Source organism: Vibrio sp. RW, from assembly GCF_027587105.1.
In the GTDB taxonomy this organism is placed as follows: domain Bacteria; phylum Pseudomonadota; class Gammaproteobacteria; order Enterobacterales; family Vibrionaceae; genus Vibrio; species Vibrio toranzoniae.
In genome coordinates this window covers 25,149-43,057 of the sequence record NZ_JAPPTM010000006.1, presented here as the reverse complement: position 1 = coordinate 43,057, position 17,909 = coordinate 25,149, and the positions used below count along the sequence as shown (strand labels likewise).

Annotated in this window: 13 protein-coding genes; 8 read left to right on the top strand and 5 right to left on the bottom strand. The window is 43.1% G+C overall.

Annotated elements, in window-relative coordinates:
* Window positions 1-64 precede the first annotated feature (64 nt).
* Complete coding sequence (locus OCT63_RS07120; protein ID WP_060467931.1) at window positions 65-607, top strand: hypothetical protein; 543 nt, start codon at window positions 65-67, stop codon at window positions 605-607.
* A gap of 131 nt (window positions 608-738) precedes the next feature.
* On the opposite strand, the gene OCT63_RS07115 is transcribed toward OCT63_RS07120, so the two are convergent.
* On the bottom strand, window positions 739-1,320 hold the full coding sequence (locus OCT63_RS07115) for a TfoX/Sxy family DNA transformation protein (protein WP_269983447.1): 582 nt from the start codon (window positions 1,318-1,320) through the stop codon (window positions 739-741).
* A gap of 355 nt (window positions 1,321-1,675) precedes the next feature.
* Between OCT63_RS07115 and OCT63_RS07110 the strand changes: the two genes are divergently transcribed.
* The 7 genes from OCT63_RS07110 to OCT63_RS07080 all read left to right on the top strand — a co-directional run bounded on the left by OCT63_RS07110 (window position 1,676) and on the right by OCT63_RS07080 (window position 9,832).
* A complete protein-coding gene (locus OCT63_RS07110; RefSeq protein WP_269983446.1) occupies window positions 1,676-2,596 on the top strand; it encodes an HDOD domain-containing protein in 921 nt (306 codons plus the stop codon).
* A 54-nt stretch (window positions 2,597-2,650) separates the two neighbouring features.
* Window positions 2,651-3,556, top strand: coding sequence for a lysine exporter LysO family protein (locus OCT63_RS07105; RefSeq protein WP_161686460.1), 906 nt, complete (start codon window positions 2,651-2,653; stop codon window positions 3,554-3,556).
* A 174-nt stretch (window positions 3,557-3,730) separates the two neighbouring features.
* Window positions 3,731-4,258: a hypothetical protein gene (locus OCT63_RS07100; RefSeq protein WP_161672656.1), complete on the top strand. Its 528-nt coding sequence runs from the start codon at window positions 3,731-3,733 to the stop codon at window positions 4,256-4,258.
* A gap of 118 nt (window positions 4,259-4,376) precedes the next feature.
* A complete protein-coding gene (gene panP, locus OCT63_RS07095; RefSeq protein ID WP_161686458.1) occupies window positions 4,377-6,020 on the top strand; it encodes a pyridoxal-dependent aspartate 1-decarboxylase PanP in 1,644 nt (547 codons plus the stop codon).
* A 359-nt stretch (window positions 6,021-6,379) separates the two neighbouring features.
* On the top strand, window positions 6,380-7,234 hold the full coding sequence (locus OCT63_RS07090) for a MurR/RpiR family transcriptional regulator (RefSeq protein WP_017057557.1): 855 nt from the start codon (window positions 6,380-6,382) through the stop codon (window positions 7,232-7,234).
* 450 nt (window positions 7,235-7,684) lie between these two features.
* Window positions 7,685-7,948, top strand: coding sequence for a GrxA family glutaredoxin (locus tag OCT63_RS07085; RefSeq protein WP_009847069.1), 264 nt, complete (start codon window positions 7,685-7,687; stop codon window positions 7,946-7,948).
* Window positions 7,949-8,149: 201 nt separating this feature from the next.
* On the top strand, window positions 8,150-9,832 hold the full coding sequence (locus OCT63_RS07080) for an aspartate:alanine antiporter (RefSeq protein ID WP_017057558.1): 1,683 nt from the start codon (window positions 8,150-8,152) through the stop codon (window positions 9,830-9,832).
* A gap of 213 nt (window positions 9,833-10,045) precedes the next feature.
* Here the strand turns inward: OCT63_RS07080 and fabV are convergent, their stop codons facing one another.
* The 4 genes from fabV to OCT63_RS07060 form a co-directional block, all read right to left on the bottom strand.
* Window positions 10,046-11,248, bottom strand: coding sequence for an enoyl-ACP reductase FabV (fabV, locus tag OCT63_RS07075; RefSeq protein ID WP_161749065.1), 1,203 nt, complete (start codon window positions 11,246-11,248; stop codon window positions 10,046-10,048).
* Between the two features lie 209 nt (window positions 11,249-11,457).
* Entirely contained in the window at window positions 11,458-13,740 is a 2,283-nt protein-coding gene (locus tag OCT63_RS07070; RefSeq protein ID WP_161686456.1) for an acyl-CoA dehydrogenase, read from the bottom strand.
* A gap of 55 nt (window positions 13,741-13,795) precedes the next feature.
* The gene (locus tag OCT63_RS07065) at window positions 13,796-14,425 is read right to left on the bottom strand and encodes a TetR/AcrR family transcriptional regulator (protein WP_060467937.1); all 630 of its coding nucleotides are present in this window, start codon (window positions 14,423-14,425) and stop codon (window positions 13,796-13,798) included.
* A gap of 440 nt (window positions 14,426-14,865) precedes the next feature.
* On the bottom strand, window positions 14,866-17,688 hold the full coding sequence (locus tag OCT63_RS07060; RefSeq protein ID WP_161686454.1) for a VCBS domain-containing protein: 2,823 nt from the start codon (window positions 17,686-17,688) through the stop codon (window positions 14,866-14,868).
* Window positions 17,689-17,909: the final 221 nt, after the last annotated feature.

The window sequence follows — 17,909 nt, the reverse complement described above, 5'->3', positions numbered from 1 at the left end:
TTTATGGTTTGCCTGATTTTTCTCAAACCAAAGGAATTAACACTAATAAAGGTTTACGATCGTTATGCGCAAAATACTACTTACTACCGCTATGCTATTGGCTTCTAGTCAAGCGCTAGCTGTCGATGAACAACCACAAGTAATGAGCAACTTCAGCTACGATTACTTCGAAGCACGTATCGGTGCTAGCCCAGTTACATTTGGTGGTGCGTTCAGTAAGTCAATCCATCCGAATGCTCACGCTGTAGCGCGTATCGATTCAGAATTTGAAGGCGATTACGACTCTGCGGTAGGTCTTGGTTTCCACGCACCAATCAACAACTGGGCAGATCTAACAGGTGAAATGCTAGCGCGCATCGTTCAGCCTGAAAACTCAAGTTCTACTGATATCGGTATGGAGATCAACGTTGGTGTTCGCCAATGGCTTGGTCCACAACTAGAGGTTGGTGGTAAAGGTGGTTACGTTTCTATCGATGACAACGATGATTGGACAGGTTCTGTTTACGCACGTTTCCACTCTACAGAACTATTCTCTATCGGTGCTGAAGCGCGTATCAACGACTTCTACGGTGATCAGCTAATGTTCACTACTCGTTTCAAGTTCTAAGACTTAACGAGACAGCTCCTATGAGCACTTACTTTTCTTATTAGGAAGATTAAGACAGAAACAAAAAAACCGAGGACATTCCTCGGTTTTTATTTATTTACAGTAATCTTAAGCATATAAGGAGGGTTTCTTTAATGGCAACTCTTTAATAATTGCTGCTTGCGTGGCTCTTGCAACAGTTTCCAATGGATACCATCAATTGCACCCGCAAATTTCCAAAGTAGTTTTAAGTCAACATCATTTCCGTACGCTTTGCGAACCTTATTAAATACTTCAGGCGCCCCCAACCGCATAAACATTGAAACATCATCCACACCAGCCTTTTTCACCATACGTTCTAGTGTAAGTTGCATGTTAGGCAGATCTCTTAACCTGCGGCTCGCTGAAGATTTTTTGAAACTACGTTGCTGTATTGAATTATCGATTGAAGTACGAATAATGCTATCCAATTCAGGATGTTCACATGTAAACAGGTCAGTAATATCGTAATAATTTACCGTTGCTATTGTCTGTTTTTTTACATGGCGATATTTTTCACAATCAAGGTCCGTCAGTTTTTTATCTAATGAACTACCGCCTCTAATGAATAAACAACCTCCTGTTAACAAAGCGAACATAGCGTCATTTTGAAAAAGGCCAATACCTCCAAACATAGAACGTTTTTGATGTTCGCCAAATTGATTCACGTAATTAATAAATGCTGTCTCTGTCATTTCTGTTGATCCTTAATCAAATAACCCCGATTAGGTTGATCACCAGACAAGCAGCTTTTTATGCGAAAAATTTAAATCTATCTATTATAGTTAGGTGAATATTATAGTTGCGTTTTCCACCTTTAAATAAATGATACTTTGAAAAGAAAAATAAGTCTGGACCTAGTTCACATCAATCCATTATGCATTCGCTTTAATCATGATTGACATCACAATAATTTATCAAGCTAAGCTTGAATCTTGACGTTCGGTGATACATCGGTTCAAGTTTCTGGAGTTTATATGATCCAATCAGTATTGCCTCGCAGCATCGCGGCTTGTAAAATGGTATGACATACATATGGTTACTTCTTATATGAATCATTTATCGTTTTTCTGGCTACCACAAAATAAGGCTCTTCTCTTAAAGGGTCTGGAATCAGAGTTTGCTCAACTTGTTGGACATTCTATCTCAGCGGGAAAAATAACACTTCCTCCTATCCCTAACGTTGTACTGAAGATTCAAAAGCTGTGTACCCTTGAATCAACGGGGATTAGCGAAGTTGCCGAGTGCTTACTTGAAGACCCAGGCCTCACTGCTATCGTGATTCGTGTTGCTAACTCAGTCGTCTTTAACCGACGCAACATTACTTGCGTCGATATCATGACGGCGGTATCGCGTTTTGGCATATTAAGAGTACGAGACATCGTTACCGCACAGGCTATTGAACAACTCAAGCATTCCGTGGATCTAAGTAAAGAGTGTAATCAGTTGTTGGTTCAGAGTGCTTCTGTATCCAAAGAGCTAGGCGCCACTATGGTACTGGTGACTAACGGATTCAAAGCTATCTCGCCTGTTGAATATGGCTACCTTGAGCACGAGAAATCATTGCTTGTTGGGTTACTGGCCGACATCGGCTTGTTCTGCTTGGTTAATGAATACCACCTATATCTCGAAAACGGCAACTACCTAGACCATGATATTGCCCTACAGATCTTCCAAGGCCAATGCTCTGCAACCAGTAAACTGGTACTTAATCGTTGGGGTTTTGACAGTGATTTCATCGATGTGTGCAGTAATACAATCAATCAACAAGAAGCACGTGAAGTCTCTTACTTAGATATCGCGCGAATCGCAAGCCACTTGCTGATGTTCAGAAATAAGGATGAGAACATCGATGATCACGAGGTTGAACTGAACGTGACGGGTGCAGAAGTGCTTTATCAGTTAAGCAACTTGAGTAAACATGATTTTAATGCAAAGCTAAACGGCGTTATCAACACTAGCGGCTTCTAAGTGACTAGTAATTGCTAAATAAGTGCAAGATGAAGTAAATGCAATGGGGAAAGCATGTTTACAGGGATGATCTTTATATTTGCGCCACTTGTCGTGGGGTATCTGTTTTCTATTTCAAACGCTCAAACGCTAGAATTTATTAACCGCTCAACATCACGTTTGATCTACGTGATTCTGGCGTTAATGGGACTAAGCTTAGCCGCCCTTGATAACCTAGGCAGTAACCTGCAGACAATTCTTCTTTATACTGTCACTTTCTTTGCCTGCTTAAGTGTTTGTAACCTAATGGCACTGCCCGCTATTGATAAGTTGCTGCCACTCAAAACCGACAGTAGCAAGCAGAAGCTTCCCCTCTCTTCTATGGCGATGGAGTCGGCCAAGCTGATCTTGGTAGTGGGCTCAGGTCTTATTACAGGTTTAGTACTGCCTATCGGCCTTGATTGGGTAGATACAGCAAGTGAGTGGATTTTGTTTGTACTGCTGTTCTTTATTGGCATTCAGTTGCGCAATAGTGGACTAACACTTCGACAGATCTTACTCAATAAACACGGTATGGTCATCGCTGTTACAATCATCATCACCTCAATGTTAGGCGGTGTTATTGCGGCTTACCTATTGGATATTCCACTGTTCAAAGCTTTAGCGATGTCTTCTGGCTTTGGTTGGTACTCTCTGGCGGGAATCTTAATGGGTGACGCGTTTGGCCCTGTTTATGGCGGAGCGTCGTTCATGCTAGAGCTATTGAGAGAGTTGGTTGCGTTAGTGTTGATTCCAGTATTGATTCGCAGTTACCCATGCACCTCTATTGGCTATGCAGGCGCGACAGCAATGGACTTCACCTTACCTGTAATTCAAACAACGGGTGGCGTTCGATGCGTCCCTATCGCAATTGTCAGTGGCTTTATATTAAGCTTACTTGTCCCTGTTTTGATGTTGTTCTTTGTATCTCTTGCTAACTAGATCGCAGGAATAGCGTTTGTTTTAGATTAGAATGCGTCTCGAATACCGATGCCCAAGACACCATTACAGTTACCGAAATAAAAAGACACTAAGTGTCATTGTTCAACAAATAACGTTCACGGTACTCTGTAACGACAAAGTTATAAAAAGAATAAACTCACAAAAGGAACCACTATGAAACGCCTTTGCGTCGCATTACTGCTAGCTACAACTTCTACTTTATCTTTTGCAGCAGATTCAATGTCTGAGACAAATCAATGCCAAGCAAAAAAATATGATGCATACATCGATGCTTCTTTAGGTTGGTATGCTGATCTTGCTGCATTAACTTCTGAGCAATACCCAGAACTAACAGAAGTAAGTGAGTGGTTCCTAGAAGGTCGTAAGCACCACTTTGAACTTAACCGTGCTGCGGTAAATTATTATCTCGTGAATGATTCAAGCAAAGTAGCAACCGCACAGCCTGTTGAAGGTTGGTTGCAACTCGAACAGCATGACATAAAGACGCTCTCAAAACGTGATGATGAGCTTGGCCAAATTGCGAAAACGACGTTCGACGACCGCCAATCAACGCCTCATGCTCAAAACTACGAGCTACGATCAGCATTTGCAGAACTGCTTAGCCACCCTAAGCAAATCGACACAGCACTTCAACGCTACAACCAGTCGATTGCTGAGCTTGAAGCGATTAAGTGTAAATAGCCCCTCACCCAATAGGCTCTTGTGAGAAGTTGGATTTCATAATTAAGACGGGACATTGTTCCCGTTTTCGTTTAGATTATTCCGCTCGCGTCAATATTAGAAAAATAACTCGCTTGCTATGGTTACGGAACAAAAAACAGCAGATGTTAGCTTCGACAGTCTTCTACGTATCTTCACGGTACCGGAAGGCCCAGATTCAACACTCACTCAAATTGAAGACAAACTTTCACGAAACCTGAATCAATTCTTACGTGAACATATTGTGGCTGAAGAAAAGCCGCTGCGTGAAATTGAGAAAGATTTTTCAAATGCTCATATCCCAGAGCAACCTGAGTTTGTTTCAGAACATACTGAGCATCTCCTAGATTCTCTCGTATCTCATTCGGTACATACGTCGTCGCCAAGTTTTATTGGCCACATGACGTCTGCGTTGCCGTACTTCCTGATGCCGCTTTCTAAAATCATGATTGCGTTAAATCAAAACCTAGTAAAAATAGAGACCTCCAAAGCTTTCACTCCCTTAGAGCGTCAAGTTCTGGGTATGCTACATCGCTTAATCTATCAAGATAACGACCAGTTTTATTCCCATTGGATGCACAGTGCAAACCACTCTTTAGGTGCGTTTTGCTCTGGTGGTACCATCGCGAACATTACTGCGCTTTGGGTTGCACGGAATAATGCTTTGAAAGCTCAAGGTTCGTTCAAAGGTGTCGAAAAAGAAGGCTTGTTCAAAGCCATGAAGCACTACGACTATGAAGGCCTAGCCATCTTAGTCTCCGAACGTGGTCACTACTCTCTGAAGAAAGCTGCAGATGTGCTTGGTATTGGCCAAGAAGGTTTGGTATCGGTTAAAACGGATAACGACAACCGTATTTGCACTGACGATTTGAGACTCAAGATCGAGCAACTTAAGCAGAACAAGATTAAACCCTTCGCCGTGATCGGTGTGGCAGGTACAACCGAAACAGGCAATATCGACCCACTCAAAGATATCGCTGAGGTGTGTGCTGAATCAGGTTGCCACTTCCACGTGGATGCGGCTTGGGGCGGTGCGACCTTGATGTCTAACAATCATCGCCACCTGCTTGATGGTATTGAACTTGCTGACTCAGTCACGATCGATGCTCATAAGCAACTTTATATCCCTATGGGAGCAGGCATGGTTTTGTTTAAGAAGCCAGATGCGATGACGGCGATTGAGCATCACGCGCAATATATCTTGCGTAAGGGTTCTAAAGACCTAGGTAGCCATACTCTAGAAGGCTCTCGATCCGGTATGGCGATGCTAGTATATGCTTCAATGCACATTATTAGTCGACCTGGTTATGAGCTACTTATCGATCAAAGCATCAACAAAGCACGCTACTTCGCCGACCTGATTAAAAAACAAAGCGATTTCGAGTTGGTATCAGAACCAGAGCTTTGCCTACTAACTTATCGCTACATACCTGAATCAGTAAAAACTGCACTGCTTAAAGCGGAACCAGAACAACGCGTAGCACTGAATGAGTTGCTTAATGAACTCACCAAGTTTATTCAAAAGAAGCAACGTGAAACTGGCAAATCTTTTGTATCTCGAACTCGCTTAAACCCTGAAGTTTGGGCACATCAACCGATCATCGTTTTTCGCGTAGTGTTAGCGAACCCATTAACGGGCAAGGAGATTCTTTCTTCCGTGCTTGAAGAACAGCGTGAAATCTCTAAACTAGCGCCTAACTTAATGGGCAAAATCACTAAGCTCACCATGCAAATAAACGCATAGCCATTCAATTTTAGTTGCATCAAATTGAAAATTTCTTTCTTTTTGATGTAACTAAGCTGTCAGTTCATACTCAAATTGCATTCTTTTTGCTCAAACTCTCTTCCAATTCTGTAGTTTTCTAAAATTTTGTTGAGGTTTGTCATATTCTTAAGCATTCGTGCCGTGTTTTTGTATTAGTAAATAGTATGTTGGGTTTATACTGACTCTACGGTGCTAGTTAGCTTGATATCTATTTGATGCAGCAGTATTTACAATACCAAATATAAGTCTGGTTTTGTCATTACTGATATTTGTTTCAGCCATACCCCCTGGTAAAAGATATTAACTGGCAAGTTGTTCTCTATACCCTTGTGAACACTATGAATACATTAGAAAAAATACAAAAAAACCTGGAAAATTTCAGCAAGTCTGAGCGTAAGGTAGCCGAAGTAATCATGGCTTCCCCTCAAACTGCAATTCATTCTAGCATTGCTACCTTAGCTAAAATGGCTGACGTGAGTGAGCCTACAGTTAACCGCTTCTGTCGTCGTTTAGACACAAAGGGTTTCCCTGACTTCAAACTTCACCTCGCTCAAAGCTTGGCGAACGGTACACCTTACGTGAACCGTAATGTTGAGGAAGATGATGGCCCAGATGCTTATACCCATAAGATTTTCGAATCGACGATGGCTTGTCTGGACGTAGCTAAAAACAGTCTAGATGCGATGCAAGTGAACCGTGCGGTTGACTTGTTAACTCAAGCAAAACGAATTTCGTTTTTTGGCTTGGGTGCCTCTTCTGCCGTCGCGAAAGATGCTCAAAACAAGTTTATTCGTTTCAATATCCCCATTACGTGTTTTGAAGATATAGTGATGCAACGAATGAGCTGCATTAACTGCAGTGACAACGACGTCATCGTACTTATCTCTCATACTGGCCGTACAAAGAGCCAAGTTGAGATCGCGAATCTAGCTCGTGAAAACGGTGCAACCGTTATTGCTATCACAGCAAAAGATTCTCCTTTAGACAAAGCAAGCTCGCTTTCGATTTGTCTGGATGTTCCAGAAGACACTGACGTTTATATGCCAATGGCAAGCCGTGTTGTCCAAATGACGGTTATTGATGTGTTAGCGACAGGCTTTACGCTTCGTCGTGGCTCTGGTTTTAGAGAGAACCTAAAACGCGTTAAAGAGTCACTGCGTGATTCACGTTACGAGAAATACTCTCAGTTCTAAACGGCTAAGACAGGAACTGAACACAAGTTGAACTAAATAACGGAGCCTAGCGCTCCGTTTTTATTGGTTTTAATAGCGCTTACACGAGATGAATCAACTTTATACAATTAGGTAGTCGAACTGTAACCCTTCACAGTCACAAGCGCTCTAATGTAAAACCAGTAACCAATAGCACTTTGCAGCCATATTGATTAAACAGAGACAATGCTGATCCATCTCCAAAAATAACCTTTGTTGATGGAGCATCATTCATGGAAAACAACCACAATCTTTTTTATGAACATTATTTGCTCTGATAGACAAAACCTATTGTATTAAGAGGCAATTCCATCTTTATTTCCCTAATGCATTAAGGCATAGTTGGATTCAAGAATTTTGAGTCATATTCATTTAAGAATAGTTGACGTATTTTAGGTTAACGAGCCTCATTCCGTATTTAGGAGAAATGAAATGTTTGTAGTTATTTTTGGTCGCCCTGCTTGCCCATTTTGTGTCCGCGCAAAAGAGCATGCTGAAACTCTTAAAGCTAAGCGTGATGACTTCAACTATCGTTATGTTGATATTCATGCTGAAGGCATCAGTAAAGCAGACCTAGAAAAAACAGTAGGTAAGCCAGTAGACACAGTGCCACAAATCTTCATCGATCAAGACCACATTGGTGGTTGCACAGAATTTGAAGCATACGCAAAAGAAAACCTGGGTCTTTTCGATTAAGACTCTGTTTAGTTATAACTAGTTTTCTAGCATATTTCTCAGCCCGCAATTGTTTGCGGGCTGTTTTATTTCTGACCCAAGCTAAGTAGAAGTAAATTTAAAGTAAAAAGGCAAAATACCGCTTATAATTTATTTATATTTAGATACAATTCACCTCTGTAACTTACCCCTGTGTTCCACGCCAATTATTGAGCGACCACTGTGAATATCGACGTTGTTTTTTTGCTAGAACAAAACCCTATCCTTCTCATCTTTGTTGTTTTGTCGATTGGCCTTGCCATTGGCAAAATTCGGTTTGGTAGCCTCCAACTTGGCAACTCTATAGGTGTGCTTATAACTTCCCTGATCATGGGGCACCTTGGTTTTTCCTTTAACGCAGACGCTCTCACCATAGGTTTTATGCTCTTTATCTATTGTGTAGGTATTGAAGCAGGACCAAACTTCTTCGGTATATTCTTCAGAGACGGTAAACATTATCTCATTCTAAGCCTCGTGGTGCTTTCTACCGCGATCGCCTTAACCTACTTCAGCAGCCACTACCTTGGTCTTGGGTTTGGTTTATCTGCAGGTATGATGGCGGGAGCCTTGACTGCAACACCAATCTTAGTAGGAGCTCAAGACGCTCTGAATTCCGGGCTTGCAGAAATACCAAGGAACATGGATTTAGGCCTGATCATTGAAAACCTTTCTGTCGGTTACGCAATGGCTTACTTGGTTGGCTTGATCAGTATGATTATGTTCGCCCGTTTAATTCCAAAGCTTCAGAAAGTAAACCTGCACGATTCAGCAGAGCAAATAGCTCAAGAGCGTGGCCTGGGTTCTTCAGGGCAACGTAAGGTTTACCTTCCAATTATTCGTGCTTACCGTGTGGGACCAGAACTTGTTTCGTGGACAGGCGGTAAGAACCTGCGTGAGCTGGGTATCTATCGTCAAACTGGCTGTTACATCGAGCGTATTCGCCGTAATGGTATTCTTGCCCACCCTGATGGTGATGCCATTCTGCAAGAAGGTGATGAAATTGCTTTGGTTGGTTTCCCAGACAGCCACGCGCGTCTTGACCCGAGCTTTCGTAACGGTAAAGAAGTTTTCGACCGTAACCTTCTTGATCTTCGTATCGTAGAAGAAGAGATCGTCGTTAAGAGTGACAGTATCGCGGGTAAACGACTGTCGGACCTGAATTTGTCTGAGTATGGCTGTTTCTTAAACCGAGTAGTGAGAGCTCAGATTGAGATGCCAATGGACTTAAACATAGTGCTTTCCAAGGGTGATGTATTACAAGTCAGTGGTGAGAAAAGTCGAGTCCATGGCTTAGCGGAGCAAATCGGCTTCATCTCTATCCATAGCCAAATGGCAGACTTGATGGCTTTCTGTAGCTTCTTCATTCTGGGCATTTTATTCGGCTTAATCACAATGACATTCGGTCAGGTTTCATTTGGGTTAGGTAATGCTGTAGGCCTCCTTCTATCCGGTATCATGCTTGGCTTTTTAAGAGCTAACCACCCTACTTTTGGTTACGTTCCTCAAGGGGCGTTAAACATGGTCAAAGATCTTGGCTTGATGTTCTTTATGGTTGGTATTGGCTTAAGTGCTGGTGGAAAGATGTTTGAGCACATAACTCAAGTAGGCCCTCAGGTGATCGGTATCGCACTCATAGTGAGTGTACTGCCAGTTTTCTTCGCTTACTTAGTTGGCGCTTACGTCTTGAAGATGAACCGTGCTCTGCTATTTGGAGCCATCATTGGCGCACGAACCTGCGCTCCGGCTATGGACATCGTAAATGGCCACGCTCGTTCAACCATTCCAGCACTAGGTTACGCAGGGACTTACGCGATAGCGAATATTTTGATGACCCTAGCAGGTACTTTCATCATCATCATTAGCTAGCGCCTACTGCTTTAAAAACAGCCCAGCTTAGATATTTCAAATGCACTAATTCATATTTGGATTAGTGCATTTTTTATGACTAGTTTCTCTCACTTGATCTTAGAGCTCTTCGCAACTCGAATTCCCCATCTGATCTTTACCTCTTTACTCAAACAACAGACAAAAAAATAGGCGCTCAATGAGCGCCTATTTCATTTGAATCGATTGTTGGAATTAGATGTCAGCTACATCAAATTCAACCGCTGGGTTGACGTCAGCTTCGTAATCAACACCTTCAACACCGAAACCAAATAGCTTCAAGAACTCTTCTTTGTACTCTACGTAGTCAGTCAGCTCTTTTAGGTTTTCAGTTGTGATTTGAGGCCATAGGTTACGACAATGCTCTTGAATGTCGTCACGAAGTTCTAGGTCATCTAAACGTAGACGGTTCACTTCATCCACTTCTGGCGCGCTGCCGTCTTCTTTGTATAGACGCTGGCTGAACATACGGAAGATCTGTTCCATACAACCTTCGTGAATACCTTCTTCACGCATCTTCTTGAACACCATAGCGATGTAAAGAGGCATAACAGGGATTGCAGAACTTGCTTGAGTCACAACAGACTTAAGAACAGCAACGTTAGCAGTACCGCCAGTTTGGCCTAGTTTCTCATTCAGCGCTGATGCTGCACGGTCTAGATCCATCTTAGCTTTACCTAGCGCGCCATCCCAGTAGATTGGCCACGTTAGTTCAGTACCGATGTAGCTGTAAGCAACTGTCTTACAACCGTCAGCTAGAACACCCGCTTCAGAAAGAGCGTTGATCCAAAGTTCCCAATCTTCACCGCCCATTACAGTAACAGTGTCTTTGATCTCTTCTTCAGATGCAGGCTCAACACTTGCTTCAATGATCGCATCTTTGTTGGTATCAACCGCTGTTGATGTGTACGTTTCGCCGATAGGTTTTAGAGCTGAACGAATCACTTCGCCAGTCTCTGGCATTTTACGTACTGGAGATGCCAGTGAGTACACAACCATATCGATTTGACCTAGATCTTCTTTGATCAGATCAATTGTTTTCTGTTTCGCTTCGTTAGAGAAAGCATCGCCGTTAAGGCTTTTTGAATACAGGCCTTCTTCTTTAGCTAACTTGTCGAACGCTGCTGAGTTGTAAAAACCAGCTGTGCCAGGTTTTTTCTCAGTACCGGCTTTCTCGAAGAAAACACCGATAGTTGAAGCGCCGCCACCAAATGCAGCCGCAATACGTGAAGACAAGCCGTAGCCACTTGAAGAGCCAACAACGAGTACACGTTTAGGTGCGTTTGCGATTGGGCCTTGAGCTTTTGTGTAAGCTATTTGTTCTTTTACATTAGCTTCACAACCGACTGGATGTGTTGTAGTACAGATGAATCCGCGAATTCGAGGTTTGATGATCATATTCAACTTCCTTAAAAAATCAGGTTAAGGATAAGAGTTTCGTGCGCAAATGGCATCTAATTTCTGTAAAAATGTGGTGAAAATGCAAGTGGTTGGATCACTCAGCTCATATTTGCTGACTAAGTCACCATTTGTTAACGCGTCTATTGCGATTTCTACGACAAAAACAAAAAAGGCACCTTATTAGGTGCCTTTTATCATTTCTTTCTCTAAGCAACGCTATTTAGCTTAGGTTTTAACTCTTTTCGCGTCAAAGTTTCACTAAAGTCATGACTGAAGTGGTCAACTTGAATTGCTGTATAACGTAGTTTATCAGCAGCAACAATTTGGTCGACTTCTTCTTGAGTAAGTACACCTGCTGCAAGTGCTTGAGCCAGTTTGTCTGCCAGCAAGCCTTTACGAGCCACTTTGCCCTCTTTCACTGCTTTGAAGATCTTACGCTCTAGAGGCTTAATGCTGTACATCGCATTGAAAGCATTCTCCATAAGGCCAACACTATCATCCTCTTCCTTGCCGATGTAGCAAAGGTGAGTTAGACGTTCACGGTGTGCACCAGGAGTCATCAAGCTTTCAGCCAGTTGTACCGTTAGGTTATCACTTGGTTTTTCAAAGTGGTTGCCCACAGGGAAAACGAGACCTTTCAGCACTTTCCCAACCATCTTGTTCGGGAAGTTTCTGTACGCTTCTTGTAGAGATTTAGCCGCGTTGTGGAAACAGTGTTGAACCGCGTAATGTACGTAGTCTAGGTCAGCTTGTTGACGACCTTCGTCTTCATACTTCTTAAGCGCAGCAGACGCCATGTATAAGTAACTTAGACCATCACCCAAACGTGCAGAGATAAGCTCTTTACGTTTCAGTTCGCCACCTAGTGTCAGCATTGCGAAATCCGCACTTACAGCAAGCGCACGGCTTAAACGAGTCAGATCTTGGTAGTAAGGCTTCGTTGGGCCACTCATGTCGGCTTTAATGAACTTAGAGCCCGTTAATGCCGCACCAAAAGCACCGAACGTGTTTTTAGTTGCGTGTGAGATGTGCTTGAACAACAATTTATCGAAATCCTTCGCACCTTGCTTCTCATCAGGGTTCGCTGCTGCTTCCATTTCGCTCAATACGTATGGGTGACAACGTGTCGCACCTTGACCGAAGATCATCAGATTACGAGTTAGGATGTTCGCACCTTCTACTGTGATAGCAACTGGAATACCTAGGTAAGGCGCAGCCAAGTAGTTCATTGGTCCATCTTGAATTGCACGACCCGAGTGAATATCCATTGAATCATTCAGAATCGTACGCGCCATCTCTGTCATGTGGTATTTAGCGATAGCCGTTACGATACCCGGCTTCTCTTTCATATCGAGTGAAGTAGTTGTCAGCGTACGAGTTGCTTCTAGTAGATACGTTAAACCACCAATACGGCCTAGGCTCTCAGCAACACCTTCGAACTTACCAATCGACATGCCGAACTGCTTACGAACATAAGCGTATGCGCCGGTCGTTTTCGCTGTTAGGTGGCCCATCGCCGTGCCCAGTGCGGGTAATGAGATACCACGACCTGCAGACAAACATTCCACCAGCATACGCCAGCCTTTACCTGCGTAATCTGCGCCACCGATTAGCCATTCCATTGGGATGAATACATCGTGACCGCGTGTTGGACCATTCATAAACGCAAGGCCAAGTGGATCATGACGCTCGCCAATCACAACGCCTTCATGCTCTGCCGGGATTAGCGCACAAGTGATACCGATGTCTTCCTTGTCGCCAAGCAGCTTCTCTGGATCGTGCAGTTTGAAAGCCAGACCAAGTACCGTCGCCACTGGTGCTAGCGTAATGTATCGCTTATTCCAGCTAAGCTTGATGCCTAGTGTCTCTTTGCCTTCGTGCATTCCCATACATACCGTACCGACATCAGGGATACCACCCGCATCAGAACCTGCTTCAGGGCCGGTTAATGCGAAACATGGAATATCTGTACCGTCAGCAAGACGCGGTAGCCAGTAGTCTTTCTGATCTTGAGTACCGTAGTGAGACAACAGCTCACCAGGACCAAGAGAGTTTGGAACCATGACTGAAACCGCAGTACTGATACTGCGAGTCGCAATCTTAGTTACGATAGTCGAGTTGGCGTGTGCTGAAAATTCACGACCGCCGTACTCTTTCGCAATAATTAGCGAGAAGAAACGCTCTTTGCGTAAGAAGTTCCACACCTCCTCAGGAAGGTCTCGATCTTCTTTTACGATTTGGTGGTCATCGAGCATAGCAAGCAACGTTTCAAGTTCATTATCCATGAACGATTGCTCTTCTGCTGTCAGCTGAGGTTTTGGATATTGGTGCAGCTTAGTGAAATCTGGTTTACCAGAAAACAGCTCTCCATCCCACCAAACACTACCCGCTTCCATCGCTTCTTTCTCGGTGCTAGATAGTGGTGGTAGTACTTTTTTAAAGAGTTTAAAAGCTGGGTCACTTACCCATTTTTGTCTTAGAGAGCTCATAGTTCAGATCCTTTTGTTCACTATTTTGGTTGTGAATGTTTCGCTTTTTATTGTTTTATTCTTCTGCTGACATGCCAGCGGCCAAGTATGGAATAAGAATATCGACCACTGCTTTGGCATCTATTCGCTTACCGTAATCATTCTCTGCAATTTCAACGAGAGCCTGACTGGAAGCCATGGTGAAAACACAAGTCCCTAGGGTGAAGTGCAATCGCCAAAATAACTGTTCTTGAGTGAGGCTCGGGTTAGCTTTCATTACTGAGCTGGTAAACAGAGTCAGTACTTCGCTGTAGCGAGTTGTAATGAACCAACGCAAGTGCCCTTGCACATCCGTATAGCCTCTGCCGATAAGTAACATAAATCGACTTGTGCCATTAGGCCTAACATCATTAAGGGCTCTTAGTGGTTGCCTTAAAGACTCAAACACATCATTCATAGAATACGTTTCGTCCAAGTTTAAGTTCACCAAAGCGTCTTGCAGTGCTGGCATAAATGCCTCTAAATAACGATTGAGAACTGCACGAACCAGAGTTTTCTTATCGCCAAAGTGGTAATTGACCGAAGCTAAATTGACATTGGCTTTACCTGTAATAGTGCGTAAAGAGGTGTCATTGAAACCGTGCTCAGCAAATAAGCCTTCAGCTACATCTAAGATTTTGTCTTTGGTTGTACTTCTTGGTGCCATTTCAATCACTCGTATTAAACAACTGTTTGAAATATACGCCCAGTACATTTATTTAACAAGCAAGCAACATCACATTTTCACAAATTGGTCGTACCAGTTGGTAAGGTTCAACACTAACCAATTGAATAAACGTGTTTTTACAAAAAAAGAAAAAATTAATGAATTTTCGTGGAACTGAAATCGAAATGGAAGGTCATAATTATATAGAAAACAGAGTATTTAGAAGTTTAACAGGCCGTCAAACTTGCTTCTCCCTGGTTTCTTAATTACTGCATTTTCCTTATTAACTCCTATACTTGTATCCGCCCAAACCACGTTGGTTTGGGCTTTTTTTTTGCCTATAATTCAGGCGATTTTTGTTCGGCTACTCCTGAACGCAAAAAAGCCCCCGAAACCGAGGGCTTTCATTACGTCAAGCCATAGAACATTCCACGTGCCTATTAGGCTGCATCGTTTTTGATAAGTTCACTTAGCGCAGAAAGGCTATCAAAGTTGTTATCAACAACATAGTCGCTTAATTGATCCTTTACAGATTCTAAAACGATAGTTTGGTCGCCACTATCATGCTCAATGCTCATAACCAAGTTATCACCTTGTAGAGCGACATCTATTTCCGGAATCAGCTCATGAATAGAGTCATTGCCTGTAGCATCTAAAATATCACGAAGCTCAAGCAAGTCTTCACCGACACTGAACTCTTTGACCACATCGACGCTGTTGTCGAGAGCTGAGTCTAACCACTCGAAAACATTTTCTTCATCATTTCCAATCAAGATATCGTTGCCCAAGTTAGCAGCAAAATCTGACGATTCAGGATCGCTAATCACTTGGTGAGGGGCCGCACCTTCGACATTGAGCGTTACAGTCTCAACGCTACTTACCTCACCTGTCGAATCAATGACTTGATAGTCAAAGCTATCTTTTGTGACTTCTAAATCACCACCAATGTATCTAAGCTCCCAGCTTCCTTTAGGATTTGAGAACTCGACTTTCTCTATTGCCTGATTAGGAGACGAGTGCGTGAACTCGTAGAACAAGCGATCAACACCAAGCTCCCCGGGTTCTTTCTCATACTCTACCGTTTCATAGCCCCCTTCAACAAAGTGGAAAGTGGCTCTCACAATGTTAGGATTATCTTCCTCAAATACAGGGCCTAATCCATCCAGACCAAATCGAACTTGAGAAATCGGGTTTTCTGAAAAATCTAAGGTAAGAATCTCACCTTTATTAACACCACGACCATCACTATCTCCAATCCCATACCCTACATGGCTCTCTTCTGCGTTGTATTGTTTTAGCGGTTTGTCATCAGGGTTATTAATCTCAACAAAGATGGAGTTGCCATTAGTAAGTTCGACTTCTCGTCTCATGCCACCAGAACCTACCACTTCTCCTCCCCAGTTATAAAAACCATCTTCAGACACAGGAGTATCCGCGGTTGGTTCATCTTTTATACCCAGTAGGAAGTCAGCTCCTGCCCCCGCTACATAACTGATACCGGTATGATCAAATTGAGTGACACCGACATCGCTTTCCACCACCTCACGAGTGACACCATTACTACTTGTATAGAGAAGCGTTCCTGTCATAGGAAGATCTTTAACTATGATGTGTAGATCAATACCATTGTAATCATCCTCAACATCAGAAATTCGATCTTGATAAGCTATCGCTGAATTGAAGGTAATGTTCGTCTCGACACCACAATAATCAATAACATCTTCATTATTGTCATAACCACCTACCGACGTGTCTACAACTCCTCCATCCACTTTATCCTCACAGACCTGACCGCTTCCAGGTGTATCAATACTGAAGCTTGTCGCCTCAGGTGCATCATTAGTACCGTTGATAGTGATTTCTATAACGTGCTCAATACCATCAGTTGAAGTGACAGTGAACAGCTCTGTAATTGTTTCTCCTGTGTTGAGGAATTGAACTAAATCATTTTTAACGGAATACGTCCAATCACCACAGGCTGTAATGGTCAAAGTACCGAGCGCACTACCACTTGTAGAGCCAACAGGTTTAAATTCACCGGTTGGATTAAAAACAGGATTATCATTAGTGTCTGGGTCACTAATAGTCAGCGACCCCGTCGTGTCAAGAACGTTCAACTCTTCATCCACCACACCCACGTCTTCAGTGACGCTGCCCATGTCACTGTTTCCTTCTCCTACAGTGATTTCGGATGGATCTTCAGCTCCGTTAATAGTGATCGTCACTTCGCTTGTCGTGCCGTCTTCAGCTGTCACCGTGTATACTTCAGTGACAAACTCATCATCGTCTAGGTGTTGCACGTCATCATTATTAACAGCATAGGTCCAGCTGCCGTCAGGTTCGATGGATAACGCACCGAATTGCGATACATTAGTCGAGCCCTCAAGCTTAAATTCACCATCAGGTAAAAAGGTAGGAGAGTCACTGTCTACATCGGTAATCGTAACCTGACCAGACGTCACCAGTTGGTTGGTAATTTCATCAACATTAATGTCCTCGGTAACACAGCCCAACCCACCAGTCGCAACAGCAGCATCATCGGTACCAATAATGGTAACAGTAATAATTTGTTCACCTCCATCAGAGGTTTGTACTGTGGTCGTATCTTGTATCTGTGCCCCATTTCCAAGCGCATTGAATGGACGGTCAGCAACGAATACCCAAGTACCGTCCTCGTTAACGGTAAAAGTACCGAACCCGCTGTCACCTGTAACCTCTTTTTCGGCGAAAGATACACCCGGTTGGTTAAGCGTTAGTGACCCACCAGTTTCTATAGGTTCATCTTGTTCAAACTCAATCGCATTGGTATCTCCCGATATTAGAGCCAACGCAATAATGTCAAACAACGCGAGACTTTGGGTCTCTGATAACCCTTGAGACTCAAAACCTTCTGTTTCAAAGTTAGTTTGAGCGAGAGTCTCGGTACCAGTTCGTTCTATTCTTCCGCTGTTGGTTAAACTCGAACCTTGCTCACCGGCTGCGGTATCAAACTCCTCTCCTAACTCAGTTGGGTCAAACCCCTCTCCAATCGCACGTTGAACCTGTGCAATTGCGTCATCAATATCTAAATCGTTCTGTTGTTCTTGAGCATCAAAAAATCGAGCTGAAACACTTGGCACACTTGTATCGTCAGTACCTAGGCTTATGACAACATCACTCGTAGCTGGTTGTTCACCCGGAGCCAATCGACGTAATTTTCCTTGTGCGTCAAGCACAACACTTACGTTGGCAAGGCCTAGAATATTTAGGTTGATATTTCCCATATCTAAATTCCTACTTCTACCCAGAACATACCAAACGCGGGTCCAACCCCACTTTTCATTATGGCTGTCTCGTACTGTAAATTTAGTACCCCCACTATTGATAATCCACTCATTAGTCAAACAAAGTTCGCAAGTTTTAAATTAATCAATAACCATAGCGACTTACATTCAAAAATAAATCAGCAAACTTCGCATTTTTTTTCACATGTCCTAAGCTTCGT

Excerpts from the sequence above, each read along its gene's own strand:
- OCT63_RS07120 (WP_060467931.1), top strand. The coding sequence starts at position 65 with ATGCGCAAAATACTACTTACTACCGCTATGCTATTGGCTTCTAGTCAA.
- OCT63_RS07115 (WP_269983447.1), bottom strand. The coding sequence starts at position 1,320 with ATGACAGAGACAGCATTTATTAATTACGTGAATCAATTTGGCGAACAT.
- OCT63_RS07110 (WP_269983446.1), top strand. The coding sequence starts at position 1,676 with ATGAATCATTTATCGTTTTTCTGGCTACCACAAAATAAGGCTCTTCTC.
- OCT63_RS07105 (WP_161686460.1), top strand. The coding sequence starts at position 2,651 with ATGTTTACAGGGATGATCTTTATATTTGCGCCACTTGTCGTGGGGTAT.
- OCT63_RS07100 (WP_161672656.1), top strand. The coding sequence starts at position 3,731 with ATGAAACGCCTTTGCGTCGCATTACTGCTAGCTACAACTTCTACTTTA.
- panP (WP_161686458.1), top strand. The coding sequence starts at position 4,377 with ATGGTTACGGAACAAAAAACAGCAGATGTTAGCTTCGACAGTCTTCTA.
- OCT63_RS07090 (WP_017057557.1), top strand. The coding sequence starts at position 6,380 with ATGAATACATTAGAAAAAATACAAAAAAACCTGGAAAATTTCAGCAAG.
- OCT63_RS07085 (WP_009847069.1), top strand. The coding sequence starts at position 7,685 with ATGTTTGTAGTTATTTTTGGTCGCCCTGCTTGCCCATTTTGTGTCCGC.
- fabV (WP_161749065.1), bottom strand. The coding sequence starts at position 11,248 with ATGATCATCAAACCTCGAATTCGCGGATTCATCTGTACTACAACACAT.
- OCT63_RS07070 (WP_161686456.1), bottom strand. The coding sequence starts at position 13,740 with ATGAGCTCTCTAAGACAAAAATGGGTAAGTGACCCAGCTTTTAAACTC.
- OCT63_RS07065 (WP_060467937.1), bottom strand. The coding sequence starts at position 14,425 with ATGGCACCAAGAAGTACAACCAAAGACAAAATCTTAGATGTAGCTGAA.
- OCT63_RS07060 (WP_161686454.1), bottom strand. The coding sequence starts at position 17,688 with ATGGGAAATATCAACCTAAATATTCTAGGCCTTGCCAACGTAAGTGTT.